The following is a 13,547-nucleotide window of genomic DNA, read 5'->3' on the forward strand; positions in this document are numbered from 1 at the left end:
CCGGCCGATGATGGGCGCCGCGGCGGGGGAGCAAATGCGTAGCGGACTACTCGTTTCGGACGGGGCGGAGCAGCGCAGCATCGGTCATATGGAGCAGTTCGGGCCTTACCGGATCACTGCGCTGCTGGGCCGCGGGGGGATGGGCGAGGTCTACCGCGCCCACGACGCCGAGACCGACCGCGTCGTCGCACTCAAGCTGCTGCGTCCCGATTTCACCTCGGACGCCGAGTACACGGCCCGCTTCCGCCGCGAATGCCGCAGCGCGGCGAAGCTGAGCGAAGCGCACGTCGTCCCGATCCACCGGTTCGGTGAGATCGACGGCCGCCTCTACCTGGACATGCGGCTGGTCAGTGGCACCGACCTGGCCAAGTGGCTGCGGGCGAACGGGCCGCTCCCCCCGGAAGTGGCGGTGGCCGTCGTCAGCCAGGTGGCCTCGGCGCTGGACGCCGCGCACGCCGAAGGGCTCGTGCACCGCGACGTCAAGCCGTCGAACCTGCTGCTCTCCGGCACCGACGGGAACATGATCGACACCTCGACGGTCTTCGTGTACCTGCTCGACTTCGGGGTCGCGCGGCCCAGCGCGGACGCGCCCGACGCCGTGCAGCTGACCAGGGCAGGCACCGTGCCCGGCTCGCCGAACTACGTCGCTCCGGAGCGGTTCAGCGGGGTCGAGGGCGACCCGCGGGCCGACGTCTACTCCCTCGCGTGCGTGCTGTTCGAGATACTCACCGGCCGCACCCCGTTCACCGGCGACCTCCCGGCCCTGATGGGCGCGCACCTGCAGAAGCCGCCGCCGCGCCCGAGCGCGGTGCGCGGCGGCGTGCCGCCCGGCTTCGACGCCGTCGTCGCGAAGGGCATGGCGAAGGACCCGGAGCAGCGGTACACGACGGCGGGGGAGCTGGCCAGCGCGGCGCGCGGGGTGCTCGGCATCACGGGCCCGCAGAACGCCGCCACCGTGATGGGCGGCCGCCGGGCCGCGGTTGCGGCTGCCCGTACGGTCCAGCCACCGTCCCCGCGCGCGGCGGTCACCGGGCCGCCCGCCGACGGCGTCACCATGCGGTTCGGCCCGGGGGTCACCGCGCCGCCCCCGGCTGCAACACCGGCTGCGCCCAAGACGCGCAAGCGACGGCGTCGCCTCGGTCGGGTGATCCTCAACAGCCTCGTCACCGGCCTGCTCCTGGCTGCCGTGATCTTCTACCTGGTGCAGCGCGACACCGGAGAGGTGCACGTCGTCGGCGCGACGGCGACGGCAGCCGAACCCGGCAAGGCGTGCGACGTGACCGTCGACGTCGTCGGGACGATCCGGACGAACGGCGAACCGGGCTCGGTGACGGTGGAATGGTTGCGCAGCGACGGGGAGGGCACCGGACCGATGACGCAGGTCGTCGCCGCCGGCGCCACCAGCACCGACGTGCACCTGCTCTGGACGTTGAGCGGCAAGGGCCGGTATCCGGCGACCGCCACGCTCAAGATCCTCGAACCGGACCCGCTGCAGGCGGAGGCGGAGTTCACCTACGACTGTGGCTGAAAGGGTAGATTTCCCTACCGAAAAGTACACGATTTCGGGTAGGCAACTACTCTAGTTGGCCCCCCGAGCAGGCGCGATAGTACGTATATGCGCGAGGAGACCATCCAGCTGCCGGGTGCGGGCCGTGCCTACCGCCCCGACCCGTCCGGCGCGCCGCAGCCGGGCGATCTGACCCCCGAGCTCATCGAGACCGACTGGTGGAGCGACGACGCCGTCGCCAGAGCCGGCATCCCGGTCGTCGACGTGCCGTTCGTGTCCGTCGGTGGCGGCATCGGTTCGTTCGTCACCGTTGACTACCTGCGGATCTGCGGGGTGCCGACGTCGGCGATCAAGGTGCTCACCCAGCTCGAACATCCCTGGGAGAGCTACGAGTACCTGACGCGGGTCTCGCAGATCCCGCGCAAGGAGCGGCTGCGCAGCGACTCGGCGTCGTGCCCGGACAACATCTGGGGCTTCCCCAGCTACGCCGTGCGTGAGGCCTTCGCCGACAAGTCGTTCCGCTCGCTGTGGCAGGTGCTCGTCGAGCCGATCTTCGCCGACTACTACACGCCGAAGGCCGGCCACGCGTTCGAGACCATGGAGAAGGAGTACCGCCGCATCTCCTACCCCGAGACGGTCGTCAAGGGGCAGGTCCGGATGGTGCGCCGGCGCATCGGCGGCGGCTACTACACGATCCTCACGCCCCCGGAGAAGTCGAGCCGCACGCGCCGGATCGCCTACCGCAGCAAGTACGTGCACATCGCCGTGGGCTACCCGGGCCTGAAGTTCCTGCCCGACCTGCAGGAGTACCGCGAGCGCCATCGCGATTACGGGAGCGTGGTCAACGCCTACGAGCCGCACGAGCAGATCTACCAGCGGCTGCACGCGGCGCCGGGCACGGTGCTGGTGCGCGGCGGCGGGATCGTGGCATCGCGGGTGCTGCAGCGGTTGATCGACGACCGCGACGCCCGCGGGTTGCAGACCCAGATCCTGCACGTCTTCCGCACGTTCGTCACCGGTTCGCACGGCCCGAACATCTGGATGCGGCGCCGCGGCGGTGACGGCTGGGCGTACCAGGGCTTCAACTACCCGAAGTCGGTGTGGGGCGGCCAGCTCAAGGCCAGGGTGCGCAAGCTGGAGGGCAAGGACCGCGCCGACCTCTACAAGGTCTTCGGCGGCACCAACACCCCGATCCGCCGCAACTGGCAGGAGCAGATGCGACGCGGCCGGCGCGAGGGCTGGTACCGCCCGTTCCAGGGCGAGATCATCGCGATGGAACCGCACGGTTCCGGCCAGGTCCGCGTCGAGCTCAAGACCGAGCACGGCCCCCAGCACGTCACGGTGATCGGCGTCGTCGACTGCACGGGCCTCGAAGCCGACATCAGCGAGCACCGCGTGCTCGACGACCTGCTCCAACACGGCGGCGCGGGCCGCAACCCCGTCGACCGCCTCGACGTCGACCGCACCTTCGAGGTACGCGGCACCCGCAGCGAGCCCGGTCGTATGTACGCTTCCGGCACCGCGACACTCGGAGGATACTTCCCAGGCGTCGACACGTTCCTCGGCTTGCAGATCGCGGCGCAGGAGATCGCCGACGATCTGACCCGGCAGAAGTTCTGCCGGCGACTCGGCCCACTGCGTTCCACCTCCCAATGGTGGAAGTGGGCGCGGGGCAAGCAGATCTGACCGCCCGCCGACCGACTTCCAAGGGGCAGGAACAGTGCTACCCACGCTCAACGGACGGATCCAGACCCGGATCTTCCTTCTGGCCATCGTCGGAGGCATCTGGACGCTGATCATCAGTCCGGTGCTACCGGGGCTCGGCGGCGCCGGGATCGGCGAGATCTACCGGATGACGTTCACCGTCCTGGTCACGACCATCGTGCTCGGCATCGGCTGGGAGCTGATCTACCACTTCATCCAGCAGTTCCGGTGGGAGAAGGACTGGCCGACGCTCTTCGGGCTGATCACGGTGCTGAACGAGGGCGCGCTGGTGTGGCTGCTGCTCAGGCTCGGCATCGTCCCCGGCCTGCCCGACGGAGTGCCCCTCCCGGCGTTCCTGATCCTCTTCGCGACCACGTGGATCATCGTGTGGATCATCGCGAACGGCCCGATGCGGGTGCCGTTCATCCACTGGCGGTTCCGGGGCGGGAGACTGGTGTGATGACCGACTTCGACGGACTGCGGTGCGCGATCGCCGTCGGCAACGGTGTTGTCGCACGCTTCCCCGGCGTCGTGTGCGTCGCAGGCGTCGCGTCGAGGAAGGCCACGGCGCACCTCGACACTGTGCTGCAGATCTGCAAGGACGCCTCGGGCGGCGCGCCCGGTCGGGCGATTGCCCGGCAGCTCGCGAGCTGGCTCGGGAACGCCGGCGAGGGCATCGAGCACCTGCGTTTCGGCACCGTCTCCGCCACCGAGGAGGACGGCCTGGCCGTGTTCCTCGTCGGCGAGGTGAGCCTCCTGATCCCCGAGATGGCCGCGGACATCTCCGGCATGGACGCCGCGTCGTGGACCGACCGGCTGCTGGTCAGGCCCGACAGCCCGATCGTCCTCGCGCTGTCGAGCGACGCCAATGCGGTCGACGCCGCGGCCGGCCCGTTCGACCTGCAAACCGGAATCGTGCCCGGCGACGTCGCGGTGCTGCTCCAGCCCGGCACCGGGCCGGGGCAGGGCGCACGCCGCCCGGAGCAGGTCGCGGGCACACCGCCGCCGATCCCCTCCCGTCCCGTGCGCCAGCCCGCAGCGCCGGCCACACCGCCGGCAGCCGCTCCGGCAGTGCAACAAGCGGTGCAACAAGCGGTGCAACAACAAGCGACCCAGGCGACCCAGGCAGCGCCGCCGGTGCAGCGACCACTTGCGCCGCCGCCGTCTGCCCCACCCCCGCAAGCACCGCCTCCGCCTGCGCCACCTCCGCTCGCCCCGCCGCGACGGTCCGAGCCGATCTTCGGTGCGCCGGTGGAGGAGCGGCGGAGCCCCCTGCCGAGCGGCGGACGGGCGGAACGACGTGAGGCCTCCGCGGCCCGCAGCGCGGCAGCGCAGAGGGACGGAGCGCCGAAGGAAGCAGCGCAGGAGGAGCCGCAGACGCAGGGCCACCTGTGCGCGCGTGGGCACCTGAACGACCCGCGCTCGCACTTCTGCGTGCTCTGCGGGATCCGCATGAACGAGCGCACGGGTGTGCTGGTGCTCGGCTCGCGCCCCCCGCTCGGGCTGCTGGTCTTCAACACCGGCACCACGTTCACCGTCGATGCCGATTACGTCATCGGCCGACAGCCCGAGGTCGACGAGCGGGTCGCGTCCGGCGTCATGCGCGCGATCCCGGTAGAAGACCACACCGGATCGGTTTCTCGTGTGCACGCCGAAGTGCGCTTGGAAGGATGGGACGTGTTGATCGTGGACAGCGGCTCGAGCAACGGCACGTACGTTGCTCCGCAGGGTGAGGAGTGGACCCAGCTGCGGCCACAGGAGTCGCGCCGGCTGACGCAGGGCACCAAGGTCCGCCTCGGCGAATGCTCGTTCACCTTCGAGTCGCCTTCGGGGGTCCGATGACCGCCGGGAGCGCAACACCGACCACGGTCGCCGATTACGAGATCGTGGAGATGCTCGGTGAGGGCAACAACGGGCGGTTCTACCGGGCCCGCCCGCCCGCGCGGCTGGGCCTGAGCACGGAGTTCGTCGCGCTCAAGGTGTTCGGCGAGCGGGTCAGCGAGCAGGCCTACGAGCGTGGCGTCCGCGAGCTGCGCGCGTTCGCGTCGGTGCAGTCGCCCTACCTGGTCCGCATCTACGACGCGGTGCTCGAGGACCGCTTCGCCTACGCGATGGAGTACCTCCCGCTCGGCTCGCTGGAATCGCCGACGCGCCCGCTGCGCCGCGACGCGGTGCTCGACGCGCTGGAGCACGCGGCGCTCGCGGCCCACGCGCTGCACGAGTCCGGGCTGGCGCACGGCGACATCACGCCGGGCAACGTCCTGCTCGCCGACGACGGCGGCGTGATCACGGGCAAGCTGGCCGATCTCGGCCTTGCGCGGCTGCTCACCCCGGGCAACACGCTCACCGGGATCGGGAGTGCCGGCTCCGTCGAGTACATGGACCCCGAAATGATCGGCGGGGCCCGCCCGTCCCGGCGCACGGAGATCTGGGCGCTCGGCGCGACCATTCACAAGGCGTTGAGCGGCACCGGGCTCTACGGCGAGCTGCCCGACGACCAGCCGGTGCTGGCGATCCGGAAGGTGCTCGCCAGCGCCCCGACGATCCATCCCGATCTGGCGCCGGATGCCGCGAAGCTGGTCGGCGACTGCCTCGCCGCCGGTGAGGCCAGGATCGGGACGGCCGCCGAGGTGGCGGGGCGTCTCGCTCAGATCAGCAGGTAGATCACCAGGACGGCGGCGACGATCGCCAGCAGGAAGATCACTCCGGCGACGATCCACAGGTTCCGGTTGCCCGCCCCGGACGGGCCGTCGACCTGCCAGTTCGGTGGGGCGATCGGTCCGCCCTGCGGCGGCTGGGGCGCGTCCGGTGGGCGCCGCCGAACGGTGGCCTGCTGATCGGGGCCTGCTGCCCGGTCGTGATGGGGTGGTGGGACAGGCGCGCGTCGGACGGTGGTCTCGGCGTTGGCCGGCGTCTGCGGGCCGGCGGGACGTGACTGCTGCGGGTAGCCGCGGTGCACGCGGCTGGTGGGTGGCGCCGGGTTGGACGTGCGCCCGTTCCCGGGACCGCCGTTGACGGGGATGGGCGGCTGCCGCCGGACCGTGATGTTGTCGTGCGTCGGCGGGGGAGTCGCGGCGGCGGCTTCCGTCACCGGGCGGGCAGGTGGAGGCGCGAACGTCGGTTCGGCCCGCACCGGCGCGGGAACCGGGGCGGACGGCGCCCGGCCGGGCGGCGCCGCCGGCACTCGGGGCACGGTGCTGACGATGTGCGTCGGCGCGGAACGGTTGCCGGCGGCGGGAGCCATGGCGACGGCCCGCCGTGCCGCGGCGGCCAGCGCGCCGGCCGACGGGTAGCGCGCGGCGGGGTCTTTCGCCATACCGGTGGCCACGACCTCGTCGAGCAGCGCCGGCAACCCCGGGCGCAAGGCGGACGGCCGCGGCGGCGGGCTGTTGAGGTGGGCGGTGAGCCGCGGTGCGAGGCCGTCGACGGGGAACGGGCGCTCGTCGGTGAGGCACTCGTAGAGCATGCAGGCGAGCGAGTAGACGTCGGTGCGGCCGTCGAGCGGCTTGTCGAGGAACCGTTCGGGGGCCATGTAGTCGAGGCTGCCCAGGGTCGTCCCGGCCCTGGTCAGCGCCGCCGACGTCTCACCTGCGACGACCCGTGCGATGCCGAAGTCGACGAGGTAGGCGAAGCGGCCGTCGCCGGTGTCGTCGGTGCCGAGCAGCACGTTCGACGGCTTGACGTCGCGGTGGATGAGGTCGGCGCGGTGCGCGGCGTCGAGCGCGCTCGCCACCTGGGTGAGGATGTGCACGGCGTCGGCGGGGGTGAGCGGGCCGTCGCGGTCGAGCCGCTCGCCGAGGTCCTCACCCTCGACGAACCGCATGTCGAGGTACAGGCGACCGTCGATCTGGCCCCAGTTGTGGATCGGGATGACGTGCGGGTCGGTGATGCGGGCGGTCAGCTTCGATTCGCGGAGGAAGCGCCGGCGGAACGTCTCGTCGTCGCTGAGGTCGGTCAGCAGGAGCTTCAACGCGACGACCCGGCCCTGTTCGACGTGGAACGCCTTGAAGACCTCACCCATCCCACCCCGGCCGAGCAGCCGGTCGATCCGGTAGGGGCCGAACTGCTGGCCTTCCTCGATCGCGGTGGTCATCCGGGATCGTCCTCCTTCGCGGCTTTCAATTGAGCGAGACGTCCAGGTTCAAGAGCTCGCCTTGAGACTCGTCCCCCGACGACCCGAAGTCGAGATCTGCGTCGATGTCCGGTTCGTCGGACAGGTCGGTGTCGACCGAGATGGAGATCGGGAAGAGCCCACCATCGCTGTCGCTGTCACTATCTCCACCATCGCTGTCACCGCCGTCGCTGGGTGGGATGTCGCTGCCTCCATCCCCGCCGTCGCCGCTGTCCCCGCCGTCACCGTCGCTGGGAGGAGTGTCGCTGCCCCCGTCACCGTCGTCGTCGGGTGGGGTGTCGCTGCCGCCGTCCCCGTTGTCGCCGCTGTCACCATCGTCATTGCCGCTGGGTGGGGTGTCGACGCTGCCGTCGTCGTCGTTACCGCCCTGGTTCCCGCTGTCCTCGCCGTCGTCCTCGTCGACGGCGGGCGGTTCCGGCTCGTCGTCGACGGCGGGGGCGGTGAACTGCGGAGGCGCCGCGCGTTGGACGGGCGGCTGCGCCGCTGGTGGCTGGGCTGCTGGTGGCTGCGCTGCGGGCGGCGGGACGGCCGCGGGCTGCTGGGTGTCGGCGGGAGCGGGCGCGACGGGTTCCGGCGCGGGCACCGGAACGAGCGCGGGCGGGATCTGCACCGGCGGTGCGGGTTCCACGGCGGCCGGGAGCGCGGTGGAGGCCTCGGTGGTCTCGACGCCGCCCTGGGTGATCACTGCGGTGACGACGCCGCCGATGATCACGAGGATCGCGGTGCCGGCCAGCACGGTCAGGCGCAGCCCGCGACCGCCGGCGCCCAGCACGGTCGAGCCGATGCCGGTCGCCGCGCCGGCGCCGGCCGCGGCGGGGAGCAGGAGCGCGAGCAGGGCGGCCCGGCGGGCGAGGTCGTCGACGCCGCGTTCCTCCCAGTCGGGGCCGTACCCGGCCAGCGCGGCCCGCTCGAGCTCGACGAGGAACGTTCCCGCGTCGGCCGGCCGGTGGGCGGGTACCTTCGCCAGCCCGCGCCGGGCGAGCTCGTGCACGGCCTCGGGCAGCATCGCGACCGGGACCGGTGCGCTCTCGTGCATCCCGCGCAGCGTGGCCATGTCCTTGGCCGGGAACGGTGGTTGCGCGGTGATGCACTCGACGAACGTCGCCGTTGCGGAGTAGATGTCGCCGCGTGGGCTCGCCGGGCCGCCGGCCCACTGCTCGGGCGGCATGTAGGCGGGTGTGCCGGAGCCGTCGCCGGCGGCACCGGAGCGGGTGGCGACGCCGAAGTCGACGAGCTTGCTCTGCCCGTCGACCGTCACGAGAACGTTCTCGGGCTTGTAGTCGCGGTGCACCACACCGGACCCGTGCGCGGCCTGCAGCCCGAGCAGGGAGCCCTTCAGCACCGAGAGCGCCGACTCGGGCTTCGTGGCGCCATGCTCGACGAGGATCGAGCGCAGGGACGTCCCCTCGACGGGTTCCATCACGATCGCGGCGCCGCCGGGGCTCTCGACGTACTCGTAGAGGCGCACGACGTGCGGCGTGTCGAGCTCGGCCAGCAGCTGCGCCTCGGTGCGGAAGGCGTCGCGGAAGCCGGGGTCGGCCAGCAGGTCGTCGCCGAGGTACTTGATGGCTACAGGGGCCCCCGACGTGTTGTCGGTGGCGAGCACCACCGTTCCACCCCCGCCGCGGCCGAGCTCACGCAGCTCCGTGAACCCTGGGACGATCCATGTGCTTGACATGTTGGTCGCTCCGTTTCGGACTCGCTTGGGGCCGAGTCTTGAGGCAACCGACTACGCCGACATGCGTAGTGCGCTACTCGTTCTGTGCCATTCGGCGCAATGGCCGATTCCGCTCAGGCCCCGCGTACGCGGTGCGGCTGGGGCTCGGCGCAGGTCAAGTAGATGATGGTCGCCATGACGCGGCGGTGGACGGTGTTGTCCGGTTCGAGCTGCATCTTGCTGAACAGCCGGTTGACGTAGCACTCGACGGTCTTCTCCGAGATGGTGAGCCGCAGCGCGATCGCCCGGTTGGAGAGCCCGTCGGCGATGAGCCGGAGCACCTCGTGCTCGCGATCGGTGAGCAGCGTGTCGAGCGCGCCGTGCCGGGCAGGTGCGGCCCGGCGTCGGCTGTCGAGCGAGGTGATCTGCGCGTTCGGCACCATCGTCTGCTCCCTTCCTGCGTATGCCTGATGACGATCGGGCATCCGGCGCGCGAGAGCGACGTGGTCGGACCGAAGCATCGACCGAAGTGTTAGTGGTGCGGAGCTTCGCCTGATCGGGAACACTGCGGCCCCATGACATGGGACGAGTACGTCGAGGTCAGCACGTCCGTCGACTACATGGTGCTCGCGACGGCCGACGAGCACGGAGCTCCGTGGGCGAGCCCGGTGTTCTTCCGCAGCGACGACGCGCACGACCTGCTCTGGGTGTCGTCGCCGACGAGCCGCCACTCGCTGAACATCGCCGCCCGCCCCCAGGTCGCGGCGACGATCTTCGACTCGACGGTGCCCGTCGGGCAGGCCCAGGCGGTCTACGTCGCGGGGACCGCGGAACAGCTGCCCGACTCGGCGGCCGACACCGTCGTCGCCACCCTGAACCGCGGCCTGCCTGCGGGGAAGCACCTCGATGCCGACGGTCTGCGCGGCGCCGGCGTCATCCGGGCGTACCGCCTCGTGGTGGCCGAACGCTTCCTGCTCGTCCGCGGCAGCGACCCGCGCACAACCAACCCGGTCGACTCACGCATCACCGTGCCACCCCCAGCCTGAGCGTCGACAACGACCTTTTGGCTGTTTGTTAGCGCTCACAACAGCCAGAACGTCGTTGTCGACGTCAATGCCGGCCCGCGTCAGCTCAGGAGATCGGCCATCACGTCCTCGTGCGTGATGGTCCACATCTCCGCCCCGACCGTGACGCTGAGCTGCACCGTCTCGCCGTCGAACCACGGGCGCAGCCACGGGAAGCTGCGGCGGGCGAGCCGCAGCATCGGCGCGTTCTCGGGGAGGACCGAGCCGCGCAGCTCGACGTAGCCGATCTCCCCGGCGAGCGTGCCGATGGCGGTGAGGAGCTGCCCGCCCACGCCGCGGCGGTGCCAGGCGTCGACGACGGCGACGGCCATGTCGGCGGTGCCGGTGCCGGTACCCGCCAGCCGGGCGATGCCGATCGGCACCGGGCCGTCCGCGCCGTGCACCTCCGCGATGACGGCGGCGCGGCAGCGGCCGTCGATGTCGATCAGCCTGCGGTGCAGCGAGGCCGGGATGCGCGGGACGGGGGAGTGGAAGCGCATGAACCGGCTCTGCGGGGACAGCCCGGCGAACACGGTGTCGACGACGTGCGCGGCCTCGTCGGGCTGTAGTGGGCGGATCTCGAAGTCTTCGGCACGAACGATCGTGCTATTTTCTAGGCACGCGGTCATGGTCGGCCCCCTCTTGGTGAAGTCAGGCTGCGGCAGCGGCGAGCAGGCGCTCGAACGAGCCGGTGGCACGTGCGGCGGCGGCGGGATCGCCGAGCAGGCGGCTCGCGATCGTGAAGGCGAGCATCACGCCCTCGATGTCGAAGGCGAACTGGATCGGGTCGGCGTCGGCCCGGAAATGCCCTTCCGTGACCCCGCCGGAGAAGATCATCGAGATGGTGTCGACCCAGTCGCGCTGGTTGCGCACCATCCGGTCGCGCAACGGCCCCGGCTGGTCGTCCAGCTCGAAGGCGGCCGAGATGAACGGGCACCCGAACTCGACGGACCCCCACTCGAGCCACAGCTCGAACAGCTTGCGCATCCGCGGCTCGCCGCGCGGCTCCTTGAGCGCCGGCCGGATGACCGCCGCCGTGAACCGCTCGCTGGTGTGCTCGATGACCTCCAGCTGCAGCGACTCCTTGGAGCCGAAGTGGGCGAACAGCCCGCTCTTGGACAGCTCGGTCTGCGTGGCGAGCGAGCCGATCGTCAGTCCCCCGAGCCCCACCTGGCTCGCGAGCCGGCTCGCCTCGTCGAGGATCGTGCTGCGTGTGGCCTCGCCTTTCCGCATGGCTCCGTTTTAGCACGACCGTTCGTTACGGCGCCACCTGTTTCGCTCGTCGGATCGCACAAGTCCCGGGGCCGGGAGGCCGCTCGCGTTCGTCGGATCCGCGGCTGGCCCGGGCCGCGACGCGTCGGTCATCGTGACCGGAATCTCACCCGAGCAACGACGCGAGGTGCCTGTGCGTGCGACCGCGAAACGACGTGTCCATCCCGTGGACGAGGTGCTGCCCGTCGGGAAGCTGGCGGTATACGGCTTCCAGCACGTGCTGGCGTTCTACGCCGGCGCCGTCATCGTGCCGATCCTGCTGGCCGGCGCGATCGGGCTCTCCGAACGCGAGCTGATCCACCTCATCAACGCCGACCTGTTCACGTGCGGCATCGCATCGATCATCCAGTCGGTCGGCTTCTGGAAGGTCGGCGTCCGGCTGCCGCTGCTGCAAGGGGTGACCTTCACGGCCGTCTCCCCGATGATCGCGATCGGGATGGCCGCCGGCGGCGGCACCGAGGGCCTGCTGGTGATCTACGGTTCGGTGATCGTCGCCGGGCTGGCGACGTTCTTCGTCGCACCGTTCTTCTCGAAGCTCATCCGGTTCTTCCCGCCGGTCGTCACCGGCACCGTCATCACGATCATCGGGATCGCGCTGCTGCCGGTCGCGGCGCTGGACGCCGTCGGCGGGGGCGCGCACCCCGACCCGACGAACGCGCGCAACCTCGCCTACGCGCTCGGCACGCTGCTGTTGATCGTCGCGATCCAGCGCCTCTTCCGCGGATTCATGGCGACGGTCGCGGTGCTGGTGGGCCTCGTGATCGGCACGCTGGTGGCGTGGGCGCTCGGCGACGCGACGTTCGCCGCGGTGGCCGACTCCGGGTGGATCGGCGTGACCACGCCGTTCTACTTCGGCCTCCCGAAGTTCACGGTGGCGGCGATCGTCTCGATGGTCGTCGTCATGCTGATCACCGCCGTCGAGACGACCGGTGACGTCTTCGCCACCGGCGAGATCGTCGACAAGCGGATCGGGCGCGAGGACATCGCCCGCGCGCTGCGCGCCGACGGCCTCGCGACCACGATCGGCGGCGTCCTCAACTCGTTCCCGTACACCTGCTTCGCCGAGAACGTCGGCCTCGTGCGGCTGACCAGGGTGCAGAGCCGGTACGTCGTGGCGTCCGCCGGCGTGATCATGATCTTGATCGGGCTGGTGCCCAAGGCGGGCGCGATCGTCGCCGGCATCCCGCACCCGGTGCTGGGCGGCGCCGCGTTCGCGATGTTCGCGACGGTGGCGGTGGTCGGCATCCAGACGCTCTCCCGCGTCGACTTCCACGACCACCGCAACGTCGTCATCGTCGGGACGAGCGTCGGGCTCGCCGTCTTCGTGACCGTCCAGCCCGACGTCGCGAAGGCCGTCCCGGAGTGGGCGCAGGTGATCCTCGGCTCCGGGATCACGCTCGGCAGCCTCACCGCGATCGTGCTCAACGTCGTGTTCCACCACCTCCGACCGCGCGTGGCCGCGGCGGTGACCGGTGGGCCGAAGGTGCGGTTGGACGAGGTGAACGCGATGTCGCGGGACGAGTTCGTCGCCACCTTCGGCACGCTGTTCGAGGGCGACGCGCGCACCGCGGTCGTCGGACGTGCGTTCGCCGGCGAGCCGTTCTCCGACGCGGAAGCGCTGCGCACGGCGTTCCAGGAGGCGCTGCACACCGCACCCCCGGAGCAGCAGCGCGCGCTGATGGCCGACTACCCGGACCTCGGCGCCGACGTCGGCGAGGACACCGAGTCGTGCCGCGACCGCTCCGCCGTCGGCCTCACCCGGCTGACGGAAGAGGAGAACGCGGAGTTCGTCGCGCTCGCCACGGCGTACCGCGAACGCTTCGGGATCCCGCTGATCGTCTGCCTGCGCGAGGTCGGCAAGCGCGACCACATCCTGCGCGCCGGCCGGCTCCGCCTGACCAACGCGCCTGCGCAGGAGCACGCCGCCGCGCTCGTCGAGATCGCGAAGGTCGCCAACCACCGCTTCGCGGACCTGGTGAAGGGGTAGCGCGCCGAACTTCCCCACCGTTTGGGCGGATGCGCGCCCACAGAGCGCGCAAGTGCACAAAACGGTGGGGAAGTTCGGGTGGCTCACCACGCATAGGTGCCGCCCGTCTCGCAGAGGAACACCCCCGTCGGGCCCGGCTCGGCGGGGGTGATCTGCTACGCAAATTTCGGACCGCTTGAATTTGTTTCGATTATGCGACTTGCTGGAGATCAGTCCAGTCTTTG

The 13,547-nt window shown here is 71.0% G+C and carries 12 protein-coding genes; 7 read left to right on the plus strand and 5 right to left on the minus strand.

What is annotated here, in order from left to right:
• The first annotated feature begins 88 nt into the window (after positions 1 to 88).
• The 5 genes from LL648_RS40760 (at position 89) to LL648_RS40780 (ending at position 5,874) form a co-directional block, all read left to right on the plus strand.
• On the plus strand, positions 89 to 1,528 hold the full coding sequence (locus LL648_RS40760) for a serine/threonine-protein kinase (protein ID WP_232668332.1): 1,440 nt from the start codon (positions 89 to 91) through the stop codon (positions 1,526 to 1,528).
• 87 nt (positions 1,529 to 1,615) lie between these two features.
• Positions 1,616 to 3,193, plus strand: coding sequence for a hypothetical protein (locus LL648_RS40765; RefSeq protein WP_232668333.1), 1,578 nt, complete (start codon positions 1,616 to 1,618; stop codon positions 3,191 to 3,193).
• A 34-nt stretch (positions 3,194 to 3,227) separates the two neighbouring features.
• Positions 3,228 to 3,671, plus strand: coding sequence for a hypothetical protein (locus tag LL648_RS40770; protein WP_232668334.1), 444 nt, complete (start codon positions 3,228 to 3,230; stop codon positions 3,669 to 3,671).
• A complete protein-coding gene (locus LL648_RS40775; RefSeq protein ID WP_232668335.1) occupies positions 3,671 to 5,053 on the plus strand; it encodes an FHA domain-containing protein in 1,383 nt (460 codons plus the stop codon). The genes LL648_RS40770 and LL648_RS40775 overlap by 1 nt, the downstream gene beginning before the upstream one ends.
• Positions 5,050 to 5,874, plus strand: coding sequence for a protein kinase domain-containing protein (locus LL648_RS40780; protein WP_232668336.1), 825 nt, complete (start codon positions 5,050 to 5,052; stop codon positions 5,872 to 5,874). The genes LL648_RS40775 and LL648_RS40780 overlap by 4 nt, the downstream gene beginning before the upstream one ends.
• On the opposite strand, the gene LL648_RS40785 is transcribed toward LL648_RS40780, so the two are convergent.
• The 3 genes from LL648_RS40785 to LL648_RS40795 all read right to left on the minus strand — a co-directional run bounded on the left by LL648_RS40785 (position 5,859) and on the right by LL648_RS40795 (position 9,443).
• Entirely contained in the window at positions 5,859 to 7,304 is a 1,446-nt protein-coding gene (locus tag LL648_RS40785; RefSeq protein ID WP_232668337.1) for a serine/threonine-protein kinase, read from the minus strand. The genes LL648_RS40780 and LL648_RS40785 overlap by 16 nt on opposite strands.
• Before the next feature lie 25 nt (positions 7,305 to 7,329).
• Positions 7,330 to 9,021, minus strand: a complete 1,692-nt coding sequence (locus LL648_RS40790) for a serine/threonine-protein kinase (protein WP_232668338.1) — start codon at positions 9,019 to 9,021, stop codon at positions 7,330 to 7,332.
• Between the two features lie 113 nt (positions 9,022 to 9,134).
• The gene (locus tag LL648_RS40795; protein WP_232668339.1) at positions 9,135 to 9,443 is read right to left on the minus strand and encodes a helix-turn-helix domain-containing protein; all 309 of its coding nucleotides are present in this window, start codon (positions 9,441 to 9,443) and stop codon (positions 9,135 to 9,137) included.
• 132 nt (positions 9,444 to 9,575) lie between these two features.
• Here LL648_RS40795 and LL648_RS40800 point away from each other — a divergent pair, with 132 nt between their 5' ends.
• The gene (locus LL648_RS40800) at positions 9,576 to 10,046 is read left to right on the plus strand and encodes a pyridoxamine 5'-phosphate oxidase family protein (RefSeq protein WP_232668340.1); all 471 of its coding nucleotides are present in this window, start codon (positions 9,576 to 9,578) and stop codon (positions 10,044 to 10,046) included.
• An 80-nt stretch (positions 10,047 to 10,126) separates the two neighbouring features.
• Here the strand turns inward: LL648_RS40800 and LL648_RS40805 are convergent, their stop codons facing one another.
• Both LL648_RS40805 and LL648_RS40810 read right to left on the minus strand, forming a co-directional pair.
• Complete coding sequence (locus LL648_RS40805; RefSeq protein ID WP_232668341.1) at positions 10,127 to 10,693, minus strand: GNAT family N-acetyltransferase; 567 nt, start codon at positions 10,691 to 10,693, stop codon at positions 10,127 to 10,129.
• Positions 10,694 to 10,715: 22 nt separating this feature from the next.
• Positions 10,716 to 11,297 carry a TetR/AcrR family transcriptional regulator gene (locus tag LL648_RS40810; RefSeq protein WP_232668342.1) on the minus strand — a complete coding sequence of 194 codons (582 nt, stop codon included), beginning with the start codon at positions 11,295 to 11,297 and terminating at the stop codon, positions 10,716 to 10,718.
• A 205-nt stretch (positions 11,298 to 11,502) separates the two neighbouring features.
• Between LL648_RS40810 and uraD the strand changes: the two genes are divergently transcribed.
• A complete protein-coding gene (gene uraD / locus LL648_RS40815; RefSeq protein ID WP_232668343.1) occupies positions 11,503 to 13,323 on the plus strand; it encodes a 2-oxo-4-hydroxy-4-carboxy-5-ureidoimidazoline decarboxylase in 1,821 nt (606 codons plus the stop codon).
• Positions 13,324 to 13,547: the final 224 nt, after the last annotated feature.

Origin of the sequence: Pseudonocardia sp. TRM90224 (assembly GCF_021245725.1) — a bacterium.
In the GTDB taxonomy this organism is placed as follows: domain Bacteria; phylum Actinomycetota; class Actinomycetes; order Mycobacteriales; family Pseudonocardiaceae; genus Pseudonocardia.

Bases quoted from the DNA above. Each gene is read 5' to 3' on its own strand.
- LL648_RS40780 (WP_232668336.1), top strand. From the start codon at position 5,050: ATGACCGCCGGGAGCGCAACACCGACCACGGTCGCCGATTACGAGATC.
- LL648_RS40785 (WP_232668337.1), bottom strand. From the start codon at position 7,304: ATGACCACCGCGATCGAGGAAGGCCAGCAGTTCGGCCCCTACCGGATC.
- LL648_RS40795 (WP_232668339.1), bottom strand. From the start codon at position 9,443: ATGGTGCCGAACGCGCAGATCACCTCGCTCGACAGCCGACGCCGGGCC.
- LL648_RS40790 (WP_232668338.1), bottom strand. From the start codon at position 9,021: ATGTCAAGCACATGGATCGTCCCAGGGTTCACGGAGCTGCGTGAGCTC.
- LL648_RS40765 (WP_232668333.1), top strand. From the start codon at position 1,616: ATGCGCGAGGAGACCATCCAGCTGCCGGGTGCGGGCCGTGCCTACCGC.
- LL648_RS40760 (WP_232668332.1), top strand. From the start codon at position 89: ATGGAGCAGTTCGGGCCTTACCGGATCACTGCGCTGCTGGGCCGCGGG.
- LL648_RS40775 (WP_232668335.1), top strand. From the start codon at position 3,671: ATGACCGACTTCGACGGACTGCGGTGCGCGATCGCCGTCGGCAACGGT.
- LL648_RS40805 (WP_232668341.1), bottom strand. From the start codon at position 10,693: ATGACCGCGTGCCTAGAAAATAGCACGATCGTTCGTGCCGAAGACTTC.
- LL648_RS40810 (WP_232668342.1), bottom strand. From the start codon at position 11,297: ATGCGGAAAGGCGAGGCCACACGCAGCACGATCCTCGACGAGGCGAGC.
- LL648_RS40800 (WP_232668340.1), top strand. From the start codon at position 9,576: ATGACATGGGACGAGTACGTCGAGGTCAGCACGTCCGTCGACTACATG.